The sequence below is a fragment of the Pseudomonas helmanticensis genome (genome assembly GCF_900182985.1).
GTDB classification, from domain to species: Bacteria; Pseudomonadota; Gammaproteobacteria; order Pseudomonadales; family Pseudomonadaceae; genus Aquipseudomonas; species Aquipseudomonas helmanticensis.
In genome coordinates, this window is sequence record NZ_FXUY01000001.1 from 3,294,587 (window position 1) to 3,309,079 (window position 14,493).

The 14,493-nt window shown below is 60.5% G+C and carries 12 protein-coding genes; 6 read left to right on the forward strand and 6 right to left on the reverse strand.

Features of this window, described 5'->3' with window-relative positions; all coding sequences use genetic code 11:
• Positions 1–2 precede the first annotated feature (2 nt).
• The 6 genes from QOL84_RS14880 to mreB form a co-directional block, all read right to left on the reverse strand.
• Positions 3–3,806 carry a YhdP family protein gene (locus QOL84_RS14880; RefSeq protein WP_283437684.1) on the reverse strand — a complete coding sequence of 1,268 codons (3,804 nt, stop codon included), beginning with the start codon at positions 3,804–3,806 and terminating at the stop codon, positions 3–5.
• A 75-nt stretch (positions 3,807–3,881) separates the two neighbouring features.
• Complete coding sequence (rng, locus tag QOL84_RS14885) at positions 3,882–5,339, reverse strand: ribonuclease G (RefSeq protein WP_129389142.1); 1,458 nt, start codon at positions 5,337–5,339, stop codon at positions 3,882–3,884.
• 58 nt (positions 5,340–5,397) lie between these two features.
• Positions 5,398–5,994, reverse strand: a complete 597-nt coding sequence (locus tag QOL84_RS14890) for a Maf family protein (protein WP_283437685.1) — start codon at positions 5,992–5,994, stop codon at positions 5,398–5,400.
• Positions 5,995–6,031: 37 nt separating this feature from the next.
• A complete protein-coding gene (gene mreD, locus QOL84_RS14895; protein WP_129389136.1) occupies positions 6,032–6,523 on the reverse strand; it encodes a rod shape-determining protein MreD in 492 nt (163 codons plus the stop codon).
• A complete protein-coding gene (gene mreC, locus QOL84_RS14900; protein WP_283438657.1) occupies positions 6,523–7,668 on the reverse strand; it encodes a rod shape-determining protein MreC in 1,146 nt (381 codons plus the stop codon). Before mreC ends, mreD begins: the two co-directional genes overlap by 1 nt.
• Positions 7,669–7,811: 143 nt before the next feature.
• On the reverse strand, positions 7,812–8,849 hold the full coding sequence (gene mreB, locus QOL84_RS14905; protein ID WP_002555108.1) for a rod shape-determining protein MreB: 1,038 nt from the start codon (positions 8,847–8,849) through the stop codon (positions 7,812–7,814).
• A gap of 211 nt (positions 8,850–9,060) precedes the next feature.
• Here mreB and gatC point away from each other — a divergent pair, with 211 nt between their 5' ends.
• The 6 genes from gatC to QOL84_RS14935 all read left to right on the forward strand — a co-directional run bounded on the left by gatC (position 9,061) and on the right by QOL84_RS14935 (position 14,485).
• On the forward strand, positions 9,061–9,348 hold the full coding sequence (gene gatC, locus QOL84_RS14910; RefSeq protein ID WP_007915356.1) for an Asp-tRNA(Asn)/Glu-tRNA(Gln) amidotransferase subunit GatC: 288 nt from the start codon (positions 9,061–9,063) through the stop codon (positions 9,346–9,348).
• A 16-nt stretch (positions 9,349–9,364) separates the two neighbouring features.
• Complete coding sequence (gatA, locus tag QOL84_RS14915; RefSeq protein ID WP_283437686.1) at positions 9,365–10,816, forward strand: Asp-tRNA(Asn)/Glu-tRNA(Gln) amidotransferase subunit GatA; 1,452 nt, start codon at positions 9,365–9,367, stop codon at positions 10,814–10,816.
• A 146-nt stretch (positions 10,817–10,962) separates the two neighbouring features.
• Entirely contained in the window at positions 10,963–12,408 is a 1,446-nt protein-coding gene (gatB, locus tag QOL84_RS14920; RefSeq protein ID WP_129389127.1) for an Asp-tRNA(Asn)/Glu-tRNA(Gln) amidotransferase subunit GatB, read from the forward strand.
• A gap of 220 nt (positions 12,409–12,628) precedes the next feature.
• Positions 12,629–13,003 (forward strand): septal ring lytic transglycosylase RlpA family protein, encoded by a 375-nt coding sequence (locus tag QOL84_RS14925; protein WP_129389124.1) that lies wholly within the window; start codon positions 12,629–12,631, stop codon positions 13,001–13,003.
• A 46-nt stretch (positions 13,004–13,049) separates the two neighbouring features.
• Positions 13,050–14,111, forward strand: a complete 1,062-nt coding sequence (locus tag QOL84_RS14930; RefSeq protein WP_283438658.1) for a calcium/sodium antiporter — start codon at positions 13,050–13,052, stop codon at positions 14,109–14,111.
• The gene (locus tag QOL84_RS14935) at positions 14,108–14,485 is read left to right on the forward strand and encodes a carboxymuconolactone decarboxylase family protein (protein ID WP_283437687.1); all 378 of its coding nucleotides are present in this window, start codon (positions 14,108–14,110) and stop codon (positions 14,483–14,485) included. Before QOL84_RS14930 ends, QOL84_RS14935 begins: the two co-directional genes overlap by 4 nt.
• Positions 14,486–14,493 lie beyond the last annotated feature (8 nt).

The window sequence follows — 14,493 nt, forward strand, 5'->3', positions numbered from 1 at the left end:
ACTCAAAAAGGCTTGTCGAAGGTGATTTTCGGCTCTTTCCACGGGCCTTTGACGGTGTATTTCACACTGGCGAAGCGTGCCACGCGGTCACCGATCAGCTTGTCGATCAGAAACAGCGCACCGCCAACCGCCGGCGCGCCAACGAGTAGCGCGGCGATCGGCAGGTTATTGGTCACCGGCAGCGTCACCAGCAACTTGGCGTCGACCTGTTCAGCGACCAGATCCAGTTTGCCGTTGAGTTCGATGTTGCTCGATGGCCCGGTCAGGCGGATCGGCTCTTTCGTATCGTAAACGCCGTTGGTCGCCACCAGCAGGCCCTTGACCCGGTCGTAGCTCAAGCCTTTGCCGAACAGATCGGAAAAGTCGAGGCGCAGGCGGCGACCGATCGAGTTGAAGTTGAGCAGACCGAACACCCGCAATGCCTGCGCGCCGCCCTCCACTTCAACAAACTGGCCCTTGTTCAGCGACGCGTCGAGGGTGCCGGAGAAACGTTTGGTCGCCAGCCATGCCGGCGAGCCCGGCCAGCGGCCGTCGACATCCATGTGGAACTCTTCGCTGGTCACGCTCGGTGCGAATCCCCAGCCCTTGAGGACATCGGCGAGGTTCTTGCCGCCGATCCGCCCCTTGAACCAGCTATTGGTCGAGCCCGGCGCACCTTCCCAGCCACCGTTGCCTTGTAGCAGGATGCCTTTGAGGCCCATATCAAGGTTGTTCAGCGCGATACCTTTGGCTGTCGGACGCACCTTGAGCGACCAGCCACCGACCAGATCCTGGCCCTGGAACAACTGATTGATGGTGATATCCAGCGCCGGGATTTTCGTCGGGTCGACCGACACCAGTGGATCGGGCGCGTTTTCGTCAGCCTGCACCGTCGGGTCTGGCGCCGGCAGCTTCACGTATTGCAGATTCACCACAATCGGCGTGCCTTTGGCATCTGGCAGACTCGCCGTGCCTTTGGCCTGCTGACTGTCGAGCGCCAGATTCCACGCGCCCGGTTTGCGATTCAGCTGCACCGAAGCCTGATCCAGCGTGGTACCGAAGGCCGTCAGTTTGCCGACCTTGAAGTCCGCGCTACTGAGCAACTTGTTGGCGCTGCCGCCCGGATCCTGTCCGGCGTACTTGTTGACCAGATCCTGCCACGGCGCCACGTCCAGCTCCGACAACACGCCGCGAATCCGCAAGCCCTTGGCCCCCGGCAACACAGCCTCGCCGGCACCGAGGAACAATTCGCCCCGGCCCTCGGCAAAATTGCTCGGCGGTGCCGCGAAGGTGAAATTCGCCAGTTGATCGTAATTGACCCAGTAACGCCGCTCCGGCCCTTGCAGGGTCATGCGAAACACCGTGTCGCGGCCGGTTTCCGCGGTCATGCCGAATGGCGCCGGCAGATCCACCGCCACGCCTTTCATGCTGGAGCTGACCATCAATTGGCTGTCTGCGCCGTCGAGATTCAACTGCAACTGATACGGAATCGTCCCGGAGACCGGCAGCGGCTGCGTCACGCCCAACCAGTCGGTGAGCTTCTTCACCTCGACCTGGCCCGATGCCGCAACACGGGTCCTGAGCTTGCCCGGGCTGCCGTCGGCAAAAATCTGCGCAGTGACCGGCTTGTCGAATGCCCGTGCCGCGATGTTCTGCCCGCTGAGGCCCTTGGCGCTGTCAAAGCGGAAATCGCCCTTCAACTGAGTCAGTTCGAGCTTCGGCTCGGCCAGTTTCAAGCGCGCATTAGCGGTCTTGAAATCGACGAGGATCTTCGGCAGATCGCCCTTGGCCAGCGGCACGTCCAGTTTCAATTTGCCTTGCAGATCTCCCGCGCCTTCCCAGCCGGCAAAGGTTTCCGCCGTGCCGATCGGCGCATCCTGAAGGATCTTCAAGCCGTCACCCAAGCCACCGGCAAAGGCACCGTCGAGGAACATATGGGTGTCCTGCCCGGTCGGCACATGAGGAATATTGACGAAAACGTCCTTGACCTGAGTGTCGAGCAACTGGCCCTTGTTCGCCCAGATACGCACGCCGCTGTCTTCGATAAACACATCGCCGCTGACTTTGCTCACGTGCGGCCATCCCGGCTGAAAGGCCAGTTCGGCATCATGCACTTTGAAGAACAGGCTGATGCTGCGATCGGCCTCGCCGGCATTCTTGCTCAGCGAACCCTGATACTGGAAAAAACCCTGATCGACCGCGCCCTTGAGGATCGCCGTGCGCAACCACTCATCGAGTGCCGGGCTCAAGACTTCAGGCAAGTACTTGGCGGTGTAGCGACCGTCGCCATCGACCAGCCCGACCCGCAGGTCCATGTAGTCTTCCTGGCTGTGGTCGAAATGCAGGCGAATCAGGAAGTCGCCAGCAATCTTGCCCTCTTCGCCCAGCACCTTCAGGTACGGCGCGATCAGGGTGAAACCGTCTTTATCGAGCTTCCAGGTCAACCGCGCGTTGGCCTGCAGGTATTGCCATGGCTTGGCGAAAATCGGATCGAGGTGCAGGACGAAATCCTTGCTGTCCATACGCAACTCACCACCATCAAGATTACCGGTGAGGCTGCCGCTGACGTTTCGCGCCGCGGGAGCGCCGTGGTAGGCGTCGAAGCCGACCTGGTCGAGATTGGCCGCGAAGCTGAACTTCGAGCCATTGGTGGCTGCAGGCCGGAAATCCAGCAGCACATTGCGCAGGCCCCCGGTGACTTTCAAATGATCGACCACCTCGGCGAAACCTTTCGGCAACGGCCCAAGCGCATTGAGCAGCGGCGTGATCGGGGTCAGGTCCAGACGATCGGCCTGAAGATGCCAGAGCTCTTCAACCTTGTCGGTGGCACGGGTCTGCTGCAACTGGACGCGAGACTCCCAGCGGGTTTCGCCAAAATTCATCGCCAGCGAATCGAGGGTGAGGGTCGCACCTTCGGCACTGTTCTGGTAGTAAGCGTTAAGTGCCAGATTGTTGATCTGGATCGGCTTGCGCTCGGCATAAGCGCCAGTCAGTTGTGGCGCATTCAAGCGCAGCGCAGCGCTTTGCAAAGTGCCCTCGGCCCAGTTCACCCAAAGCTCGCCGCCGGCCTTGATCTGGGAAAAATTCCATTGCTGGGTGAGGCGCTCGGGCAGCCATTTCGCCCAATCGCTTTGCGGCAAACTGGCGTAACCGTCGACGCTGCTGTTCTGCCATTGGTCGGGGCGAATGCGCGTGCGCAGGCTCAAGGCGACGGGTTGACCATCAGGTAATGTCAGGCGTGCATCGAGGCGTTGCCGACTGGCACCGGTTTTCAGGTTGAGGCCGACATAGGTGAGGGTCAGCGGCGCGTGATCCTGCGGCTGCAGAGTCACTTGACTGTCGAGTACCGACAGTTGCTGAATCATTTGCGAACGATTGAACAACTGCTGCGCATCGAGCGGCTGATCGTTCTGCACAGGCAAGCCTTCCAGCGCCCAACTGCCGTCCTCCGCTTCCTTGAGGCTGATTTTCAGGCCATTGAGTTCCAGATGCGCAATGCGCACCTCGCGCGCCAACAGACTGGCCCACAGATCCGGCACCGCCCGCACCCGGTCCAGACGCAAGGCATTGGCACCCTCGCCGACCATCACGTCGTGGGCCAGCAGGATCGGTGCAAAACCGCTCCAGTTACCTTCCAGCTCACCGATCTGCAACGGCATGCCGAGTGCGGCACTCGCCTTGGCTTCGATATCCGCACGATACTCGGCCACCAGCGGGGTCAGTTCGCGGCCGAGACTGACGTACAACGCCATCAATACCAGAACCAACGCGCACAGGCCCAGCCCCCAGCGGGTGATTGCGGCCAAAATGCGTGTCAGACGTTCCATGTCAGTTGGCTCCCATGGCAAAAATACTGCGAAAAGCTGAGGCCAGCCGCGGTGAAAAAGGTGTGACGCAGGGGTTCAGAGCAGCACCACGTCATATTGTTCCTGGGAATACATGGTTTCCACCTGGAAGCGTATGGTGCGGCCGATAAACCCTTCAAGCTCGGCGACGTTACCGGATTCTTCATCAAGCAAACGGTCGACCACTTTCTGGTTCGCCAGTACGCGATAACCCTCGGCCTGATAGGCGCGGGCCTCGCGGAGAATCTCGCGGAAAATCTCGTAACAGATGGTTTCCGGAGTTTTCAGCTTGCCGCGCCCCTGGCAACTGCTGCACGGCTCGCACAGCACTTGCTCAAGGCTTTCGCGGGTGCGCTTGCGGGTCATCTGCACCAGGCCCAACTCGGTGATACCGATGATGTTGGTCTTGGCGTGATCGCGTTCCAGTTGTTTTTCCAGGGTGCGCAGGACCTGACGCTGGTGCTCTTCATCTTCCATGTCGATGAAGTCGATGATGATGATCCCGCCGAGATTGCGCAGGCGCAGCTGCCGGGCAATCGCCGTGGCCGCTTCGAGGTTGGTCTTGAAGATGGTTTCTTCGAGGTTGCGATGACCGACGAACGCGCCGGTATTGACGTCGATGGTGGTCATGGCTTCCGCCGGATCGACCACCAGATAACCACCGGATTTCAACGGTACTTTGCGTTCGAGGGCTTTCTGGATTTCGTCTTCGACCCCATAAAGGTCAAAGATCGGTCGCTCGCCCGGGTAGTGTTCCAGACGATCGGCAATCTCCGGCATCAGTTCGGCGACGAACTGCGTGGTTTTCTGGAAGGTTTCCCGGGAATCGATGCGGATCTTCTCGATCTTCGGATTGACCAGATCGCGCAGGGTGCGCAATGCCAGGCCGAGGTCTTCGTAGATCACGCTCGGCGCGGAAATGGTCTTGATCTGGTCGTTGATCTGATCCCACAGACGACGCAGATAGCGGATGTCCATGAGGATCTCGTCAGCACCGGCACCTTCAGCGGCGGTGCGCAGGATGAAACCGCCCGCCTCCTTGATCCCTTCCTTGGCCACGCAATCGCTGACCACCTGCTTGAGGCGCTCGCGCTCGGCTTCGTCTTCGATTTTCAGCGAAATGCCAACGTGGGCAGTGCGCGGCATGTACACCAGATAGCGCGACGGGATCGACAGTTGCGTGGTCAACCGCGCGCCTTTGGAGCCGATCGGATCCTTGGTGACTTGTACCACCAGGCTCTGGCCTTCGTGCACCAGCGCACTGATGCTTTCCACCGCCGGGCCTTCGCGTTGCGAGATTTCAGCGGCATGAATGAACGCGGCGCGATCGAGGCCGATGTCGACGAATGCTGCCTGCATACCCGGCAACACGCGGACGATCTTGCCTTTATAGATGTTGCCGACGATCCCGCGTTTTTGCGTGCGCTCGACGTGGACTTCTTGCAGCACACCGTTTTCGACCACCGCCACGCGCGATTCCATCGGCGTGATGTTGATCAGAATCTCTTCACTCATGGCAGGATCTCGTTCAGGCATGTTCACGATAATGGCCGCATCTGGATGGGTACGACGCTTATTGCGCGTTCAGGTTTTGCCAACAGGGTATGCCGAAATGGCCCAACAGTTCTGCGGTTTCGCAAACAGGTAGCCCGACCACCGCCGAGTAACTGCCATTGAGGCCGGCGACGAACACTGCGCCGAGCCCTTGAATGCCATAACCGCCGGCCTTGTCACCGGGTTCACCGCTGGCCCAGTAGGCGCCGGCTTCCTCACGACTGATCGGGCGGAACCGCACCAGACTGCGCACCACCCGCGATTCGCAACGTTCGCCTTCGAGCAGGGCAATGGCGGTCAGCACTTCATGCTCCTTGCCGGACAACATCATCAGCATGGCGCATGCGTCGGCTTCGTCCACCGGTTTGCCAAGAATTTTGCCGTCAAGCACCACGGCGGTGTCGGCGCCCAGCACGCAGAAAGGCTGCGCGCCATTGACCGTGCGTCGGCCGGCCTCGGCCTTGCCGCGCGCGAGGCGCTCGACGTAGGCCGATGGCGATTCTTCGGGGAATGGGGTTTCGTCGATGTCCGCACTGATGGCGGAGAACGCCACGCCAATCTGCGTGAGCAATTCACGTCGACGCGGCGATCCGGAGGCAAGGTAAAGCGGCTTCATCAAAACATCTCCCTGTTCAGCGACCAGCTTCACCGGCTCAATTGATTTTGTAGCGGCGGCGCAATCCACGCAGAGCGAAGCTGACCCACGGCCAGAGCAAGGCACTGACCAGCGCAGGAAGGACCAGCGCCAGGGTTGGTTGACGGTTACCGGTCAGGGCGCTCAGCCACAACTGCACCAGTTGCGCGAGGCCGAAGATCACCAGGATCACCAGGCATTGCTGCCACATCGGAAACATCCGCAGGCGTTGTTGCAAAGACAGTACGAGGAAAGTGATCAGCGTCAGGATCAACGCGTTCTGCCCAAGCAGCGTGCCGTACAACACATCTTCGGCCAGCCCGAGGCAAAACGCCGTGACCATGCCAACGGTGTGCGGCATGTACAGCGCCCAGAACGTCAGGAGCAGCGCCAGCCACAGCGGACGGAGAATTTCCATGAATTGCGGCAACGGCGAGACACTGAGCAGCATGCCGATGAGAAAGGTCAGCCAGACGATCCAGCCGTTACGCGATGCGGTAGCGCCGACCATTATTCTTGTCTCCCGGTTGTCGCCGGTGCTGTGACAGGCGGTTTTGCCGCCGGACGTGCAGCAGGCTGGCCAGCTGGAGGTTTGGCCGCCGCCGGGGTGGCTGCAGGTGGTTTTGCCGCTGCGGGCGGTTTGCCTGCAACGGGTTTCGCCGGTGTCGCGCTGGTAGCAGCGGCTGGCGCGGCAGGTGTTGCCGGCGTCGCGCTCGCTGCGGCAGCAGGCGGGGTCACGGTTTTCGGCACAGTGGCCGGAATGATCGGGCCGCCGCCAAAGGCATCGAGATTTTCCTGCGCCTGTGCGGCATCGTTGGCGCGCTCTTCGGCGGTGCGGGTGTCGCTGAACACCAGCAGCAGGTAGCGGCTGCGGTTGAGTGCAGCCGTCGGTACGGCGCGGACGATGGCGAAAGGCTGACCGGAATCGTGGATCACTTCCTTCACGGTCGCGACCGGATAACCGGCCGGGAAGCGCTGGCCGAGACCAGAACTGACCAGCAGATCGCCTTCCTTGATGTCGGCGGTGTCGGCAACATGACGCAATTCCAGACGCTCCGGGTTGCCGGTGCCGCTGGCAATCGCGCGCAGACCGTTACGGTTCACCTGCACGGGAATGCTGTGAGTAGTGTCGGTCAGCAGCAAAACACGCGAGGTGTATGGCATCAACTCGACCACCTGGCCCATCAAGCCGCGTGCATCGAGCACCGGTTGACCGAGCACCACGCCGTCACGCTCACCTTTATTGATGATGATGCGGTGGGTAAAGGGATTGGGGTCCATGCCGATCAACTCGGCCACTTCGACCTTCTCATTGACCAGCGCGGAAGAATTGAGCAACTCGCGCAGCCGAACGTTCTGCTCGGTGAGGGCAGCAAGCTTTTGCATGCGTCCCTGCAACAGCAGGTTTTCGGTCTTGAGTTTTTCGTTTTCGGCGACAAGCTCGGTGCGGCTGCCGAACTGACTGGCGATCCCTTCCCACAGCCGTCCGGGCAGGTCGGTGATCCAGTAGGCATCCATCAACACCAGCGACGCTTGTTTGCGCGCGGGTTTGAGCAGATCAAAGCGGGCATCGACCACCATCAGCGCGACCGACAGCACGGCCAGCACCAACAGGCGCACACCCAACGAAGGGCCTTTGGCGAAAAGCGGTTTAATAAGCCGCTCCTCCCAGGCAAATGTTCTGTTTATTCATACGGCATCAAACCGGCCTGGATGAAGACTGACAGAAGATAAACGCCAACAGGCAGCACTGCAAAGTGCTGCCTGCGCGCGCTCACCCACGTATTGCACCCGGCGACTTATTCGCTCGAGAGCAGGTCCATGGTGTGCTTATCCATCATTTCCAATGCACGGCCACCGCCGCGAGCGACACAGGTCAGCGGATCTTCGGCAACGATCACCGGCAGACCGGTTTCCTGGGCCAGCAGCTTGTCGAGGTCACGCAGCAGCGCGCCACCACCGGTCAGCACCAGGCCACGCTCGGCGATGTCGGAAGCCAGTTCCGGCGGCGATTGCTCCAGCGCACTTTTCACGGCCTGAACGATGGTTGCCAGGGACTCTTGCAGAGCTTCCAGCACTTCATTGGAGTTCAGGGTGAATGCGCGTGGAACGCCTTCGGCCAGGTTGCGACCGCGAACGTCGACTTCGCGAACTTCGCCGCCCGGGTAGGCCGTGCCGATTTCCTGCTTGATGCGCTCAGCGGTGGATTCACCGATCAGGCTGCCGTAGTTACGACGCACGTAGGTGATGATCGCTTCGTCGAAGCGGTCGCCGCCAACACGCACGGACTCGGCGTAAACCACACCGTTCAGCGAGATCAGCGCGATTTCAGTGGTACCACCACCGATATCCACGACCATCGAGCCGCGTGCTTCTTCAACCGGCAGGCCGGCACCGATCGCAGCAGCCATTGGCTCTTCGATCAGGAACACTTCACGCGCACCGGCACCGAGGGCCGATTCACGGATGGCACGACGCTCAACCTGAGTGGATTTGCATGGAACGCAGATCAGCACACGAGGGCTAGGCTGCAGAAAGCTGTTTTCGTGAACCTTGTTAATAAAGTATTGCAGCATCTTTTCGCAGACGCTGAAGTCGGCGATCACGCCGTCCTTCATCGGACGAATGGCAGCAATGTTGCCCGGCGTACGGCCGAGCATGCGCTTGGCCTCGGTGCCGACAGCAACGACACTTTTCTGATTACCGTGTGTCCGAATGGCCACAACCGATGGCTCATTCAGGACGATACCGCGCTCGCGCACGTAAATAAGGGTGTTGGCAGTGCCCAGGTCAATGGAAAGATCGCTGGAAAACATGCCACGCAGTTTCTTGAACATGGGAAAGGGACCCTAGGCAACGCGTGGGTAAAAAAGTGCGGCAAACTCTAACAACGACAGGGATTTTGGGCAAGGCGCCAATATGTTAAATTGGCCGCTTTTCTGTGCACCAAGCCCCACAATCGCGGCCTTATGACCGTAGAAGTGCGGTAGTGTTCCGACAATCTAACACACGGACGCCGTCCGTTCTGTTTTCCACAGGAGAATCCCGATGGCGCTAGAACGCTCCGACGTGGAAAAAATCGCTCATCTGGCCTGCCTTGGCCTCAATGATGCCGATCTTCCACACATTACTTCCGCTCTCAACAGCATTCTCGGTCTGGTCGACGAAATGCAGGCTGTTAATACCGACGGAATCGAGCCTCTGGCCCACCCGCTGGAAGCCAGTCAGCGCCTGCGCGCCGACGTCGTGACCGAGAGCAATCACCGCGAGGCCTACCAGTCCATCGCACCAGCGGTCGAAAACGGCCTGTATCTGGTTCCGAAAGTCATCGACTAAAGGGAAAGAGCCTGCAATGCATCAAATGACTCTGGCCGAGATCGCCCGCGGTCTCGCCGATAAAAAGTTTTCCTCCGAAGAGCTGACCAAAGTCCTGCTGGCGCGCATTACCCAGCTCGATCCGCAGCTCAACAGTTTCATCAGCCTCACCGAAGAGCTGGCCATCGAGCAGGCGAAAGCCGCCGATGCACGCCGCGCCAACGGTGAGAGCGGCGCCCTGCTCGGCGCGCCGATCGCTCACAAAGACCTGTTCTGCACCCAGGGCATTCGCACCAGCTGCGGCTCGAAGATGCTCGACAACTTCAAGGCGCCGTACGACGCCACTGTGGTCGCGAAACTGGCCGCTGCCGGCGCTGTGACCCTGGGCAAGACCAACATGGACGAGTTCGCCATGGGTTCGGCCAACGAGTCGAGCTGGTACGGCGCGGTGAAAAACCCGTGGAACCTGGAACACGTACCGGGCGGTTCGTCCGGCGGTTCGGCGGCGGCGGTTGCCGCGCGTCTGTTGCCAGCAGCCACTGCTACCGACACCGGCGGTTCGATCCGTCAGCCAGCAGCATTCACCAACCTCACTGGCCTGAAACCGACGTACGGTCGTGTTTCGCGTTGGGGCATGATCGCTTACGCCTCCAGCCTCGATCAGGGCGGCCCGTTGGCGCGCACTGCCGAAGACTGCGCAATCTTGTTGCAAGGTATGGCCGGCTTCGATCAGAACGACTCCACCAGCATCGATGAGCCGGTTCCGGATTACTCCGCCAGCCTCGGCGATTCGCTGCAAGGCCTGCGTATTGGCGTGCCGAAGGAATACTTCAGCGCCGGTCTCGACCCGCGTATTGCCGAGCTGATCCAGAACAGCATTAAAGAGCTGCAAAAGCTCGGTGCCGTGATCAAGGAAATCAGCCTGCCGAACATGCAGCACGCGATCCCTGCGTACTACGTGATCGCGCCGGCAGAAGCCTCTTCCAACCTGTCGCGTTTCGACGGCGTGCGTTTCGGCCACCGTTGCGAGCAACCGAAAGACCTGATCGACCTGTACAAGCGCTCGCGTGGCGAAGGCTTCGGCCCGGAAGTGCAGCGCCGGATCATGGTCGGTGCCTACGCGCTGTCCGCCGGTTACTACGACGCCTACTACCTGAAAGCGCAGAAGATCCGTCGCCTGGTGAAGAACGATTTCATGGCGGCCTTTAATGAAGTCGACATCATCCTCGGCCCAACCACGCCGAACCCGGCCTGGAAGCTTGGCGCCAAGAACAGCGACCCGGTCGCTGCCTATCTGGAAGACGTCTACACCATCACCGCCAACCTCGCGGGCCTGCCGGGCCTGTCGATGCCGGCCGGTTTTGTCGACGGTCTGCCGGTTGGCGTGCAGTTGCTCGCGCCGTATTTCCAGGAAGGTCGCCTGTTGAACGTTGCCCACCAGTATCAGTTACACACTGACTGGCACACCCGCACCCCGCAGGGGTTTTGAAACTGCTGCGCTCGGTAATGCTGCGTTGAAAACTGGCTCGTAATGCTCATTGACTAAAGTCAACTCCGCTTACTCGCCAGTTTTCGCCTTGCCTTACCTTCGCTCGCGACGTTTCAAAATCCCCAGCAAAAGGCTAGGAGACACACATGCAATGGGAAGTCGTGATCGGGCTGGAGATTCATACTCAGCTCACTACCCGGTCGAAAATCTTTTCCGGTAGTTCCACCACGTTCGGCTCCGAGCCGAACACCCAAGCCAGCCTGATCGACCTGGGCATGCCCGGTGTATTGCCGGTGCTGAACCAGGAAGCCGTGCGTATGGCGGTGATGTTCGGTCTGGCGATTGACGCCGAGATCGGTCAGCACAACGTGTTCGCGCGTAAAAACTACTTCTACCCGGATCTGCCGAAGGGCTATCAGATCAGCCAGATGGAATTGCCGATTGTTGGCAAAGGCCACCTGGACATCGCCCTCGAAGATGGCACGGTCAAACGCGTCGGCATCACCCGCGCGCACCTGGAAGAAGATGCCGGCAAGAGCCTGCACGAAGAATTCAACGGTGCTACCGGCATCGACCTGAACCGTGCCGGCACGCCGCTGCTGGAAATCGTTTCCGAGCCGGACATGCGCAGTGCCAAGGAAGCCGTGGCTTACGTCAAGGCAGTCCACGCGCTGGTGCGTTACCTGGGCATCTGCGACGGCAACATGGCCGAAGGCTCGCTGCGTTGCGACTGCAACGTGTCGATCCGTCCGAAAGGCCAGGTTGAATTCGGCACGCGTTGCGAGATCAAGAACGTCAATTCGTTCCGTTTCATCGAGAAGGCGATCAACTCCGAGATCCAGCGTCAGATCGAGCTGATCGAAGACGGCGGCAAAGTGATCCAGCAGACCCGTCTGTACGATCCGAACAAGGACGAGACCCGTCCGATGCGTTCGAAAGAGGAAGCCAACGACTACCGTTACTTCCCAGATCCGGACCTGCTGCCGGTGATCATCGAAGAGTCGTTCCTCGGTGAGGTCCGCGCCACCCTGCCGGAACTGCCTCCGCAAAAACGCGAGCGTTTCCAGGAGCAATTCGGTCTGTCGGTCTATGACGCCAGCGTCCTGGCCACCAGCCGCGAACAAGCCGATTACTTCGAGAAAGTCGCGGCCATCGGCGGCGACGCCAAACTGGCGGCGAACTGGGTGATGGTCGAGTTGGGCAGCCTGCTCAACAAACAAGGCCTGGACATCGACGAGTCGCCGGTTTCGGCGGAACTGTTGGGCGGCATGCTGCAACGCATCAAGGACAACACCATCTCCGGCAAGATCGCCAAGGTGGTGTTCGAAGCGATGGCCAACGGTGAAGGCAGCGCAGACGAGATCATCGAAAAGCGTGGCCTGAAGCAGGTGACCGACAGCGGCGCGATCTCGGCCGTGCTCGACGAAATGCTCGCGGCCAACGCCGAGCAGGTTGAACAGTACCGTGCGGCTGATGAAGCCAAACGCGGCAAGATGTTCGGCTTCTTTGTTGGCCAGGCGATGAAAGCGTCGAAAGGCAAGGCCAACCCGCAGCAAGTGAACGAACTGCTGAAAAGCAAGCTCGAAGGCTGATGCAAATGGAGCCAGACTCAAAGCCTGGCTCCATCTCCTGTGGGAGTGATCTGTGGCGAGGGGATTTATCCCCGTTGGGCTGCGAAGCGGCCCCAAATGCCGAGCTTGATTTACACCAGATAAACCGAGCTCTCAGATTTTGGGACTGCTGCGCAGTCCAACGGGGATAAATCCCCTCGCCACAAAAGCTCACCCTGCACTAGTTTCGGGAAACCTTTGAATGAAGCGTTTGTTCATCAGCTGCGCCCTGCTCTCCTTGCTGGCCGGTTGCGCCAGCACCGACATCATCGACCCGCACGGTTACGACCAGACCGGCGTCGCCTCCTATTACGGTGCCAAGCACCACGGTAAACGCACCGCCAGTGGCGAAGCGTTCAACCAGAATTCCCTGACCGCCGCCCACCGCCAGCTACCCTTTGGCACGCGGGTGAAGATCACCAACCTGAAAAACGATGAATCCGTCGTGGTTCGCATCAACGACCGCGGCCCGCACACCCGTGGCCGTCTGATCGATGTGTCACGCGCGGCCGCCGAACAGCTCGGCATGCTGCGCAGCGGCACCGCGCGGGTGCGCGTACAGGCCCTCGACGACTGATGGAGCGCTGACTATTTTCGGACTGACCGATTTGCCGCTGATCAGCGTGATCGAACTGCTTGCCGGCCTGTGCCTGCTGATCTTCGGCGCCGAGCTGATGGTGCGTGCGGCGGTGCGTCTGGCCGAGCGCCTGCACGTGCGCCCGTTGATCATCGGCCTGACCATCGTCGCCCTCGGCAGCAGCGCACCGCAGATGGCGGTCAGTGTGCAGGCGGCGTTGGCGCACAACCCCGACATTGCGGTCAGCAGTGTGGTCGGCAGCAGCATCTTCAACATCCTCGTCACCCTCGGCCTGTCGGCGCTGATCATTCCGCTGCGCGTCTCCCGGCAACTGGTGCGCCTCGATATTCCGCTGATGATCGGCGCCAGCCTGCTGGTGTTCGTGCTCGCCTGGAATGAAGAGATCGGCCGCTTCGACGGCATTCTGCTGCTGGCCACCCTGGCGCTATACCTGGGCTTGCTGTTGCGCCAGTCACGCCACTCGACGCGACCACATTCTGAACAGACAGACACCGCGCCGGCCTCCTGGATCGGCAGTTCGTTGATGATCATCGCCGGCCTCGCCATGCTGGTGTTCGCCGGGCACCTGCTGCTGGGCGCCGCCGTGGTGGTGGCGACGGACCTCGGCTTCTCGGAGCGGGTGATCGGCCTTACCGTGGTCGCCGTTGGCACCTCGCTACCGGAACTGGCAACCTCGCTGATCGCGGCATTGCGCGGACAACGCGACATCGCCGTGGGCAACGTCATCGGCGCCAACCTGTTCAACTTGCTCGGCGTACTCGGCCTGACCGCGTTGATCGCGCCGACGCCACTGTCGGTATCGCCGAACGCACTGGATTTCGACCTGCCGGTGATGCTCGGCGTCGCCGCGTTGTGCCTGCCGGTGTTCTATTCCGGCTACCGCGTGACCCGCGCCGAGGGGTTGTTGTTGCTGGGTTTGTATCTGGCTTACGGGTTGCACGTGGTGTCGTTCACCACCGGCATGCCGCTGGCCGGCAAACTTGAGCGCTTGATGCTGTTTTATGTCCTGCCGGCGCTGTTGATGTTTCTGCTGTTCACGTCGATCCGCGCCTGGCGCCACCAACACCACAAGAGTGATAAACCATGACCGAATCGAAGAAGTCCGGGGTTGAAGTTCGCCGCCAGGTAATGGGCGATGCGTTTGTTGATCGAGCGTTGGATAACGCCACCGAGTTCACCCAGCCGCTGCAGGATTTCGTCAATGAACACGCGTGGGGCGGCGTGTGGAATCGTGAAGGTTTGCCGCTGAAGACGCGCAGCTTGATCACCCTCGCCGCGCTGACGGCGTTGAAGTGCCCGCAGGAGTTGAAAGGCCATGTGCGTGGTGCGCTGAACAACGGTTGCACGGTGGATGAGATTCGCGAGGCGCTGCTGCATTGCGCGGTGTATGCCGGCGTGCCGGCGGCGATTGACGCATTTCGCGCGGCGCAGGAAGTGATCGATACCTACGAGAAGAGCTGAAAGATCGC

Excerpts from the sequence above, each read along its gene's own strand:
- gatC (WP_007915356.1), top strand. The coding sequence starts at position 9,061 with ATGGCGCTAGAACGCTCCGACGTGGAAAAAATCGCTCATCTGGCCTGC.
- rng (WP_129389142.1), bottom strand. The coding sequence starts at position 5,339 with ATGAGTGAAGAGATTCTGATCAACATCACGCCGATGGAATCGCGCGTG.
- QOL84_RS14935 (WP_283437687.1), top strand. The coding sequence starts at position 14,108 with ATGACCGAATCGAAGAAGTCCGGGGTTGAAGTTCGCCGCCAGGTAATG.
- gatA (WP_283437686.1), top strand. The coding sequence starts at position 9,365 with ATGCATCAAATGACTCTGGCCGAGATCGCCCGCGGTCTCGCCGATAAA.
- mreD (WP_129389136.1), bottom strand. The coding sequence starts at position 6,523 with ATGGTCGGCGCTACCGCATCGCGTAACGGCTGGATCGTCTGGCTGACC.
- mreB (WP_002555108.1), bottom strand. The coding sequence starts at position 8,849 with ATGTTCAAGAAACTGCGTGGCATGTTTTCCAGCGATCTTTCCATTGAC.
- gatB (WP_129389127.1), top strand. The coding sequence starts at position 10,963 with ATGCAATGGGAAGTCGTGATCGGGCTGGAGATTCATACTCAGCTCACT.
- QOL84_RS14925 (WP_129389124.1), top strand. The coding sequence starts at position 12,629 with ATGAAGCGTTTGTTCATCAGCTGCGCCCTGCTCTCCTTGCTGGCCGGT.
- QOL84_RS14880 (WP_283437684.1), bottom strand. The coding sequence starts at position 3,806 with ATGGAACGTCTGACACGCATTTTGGCCGCAATCACCCGCTGGGGGCTG.
- QOL84_RS14890 (WP_283437685.1), bottom strand. The coding sequence starts at position 5,994 with ATGAAGCCGCTTTACCTTGCCTCCGGATCGCCGCGTCGACGTGAATTG.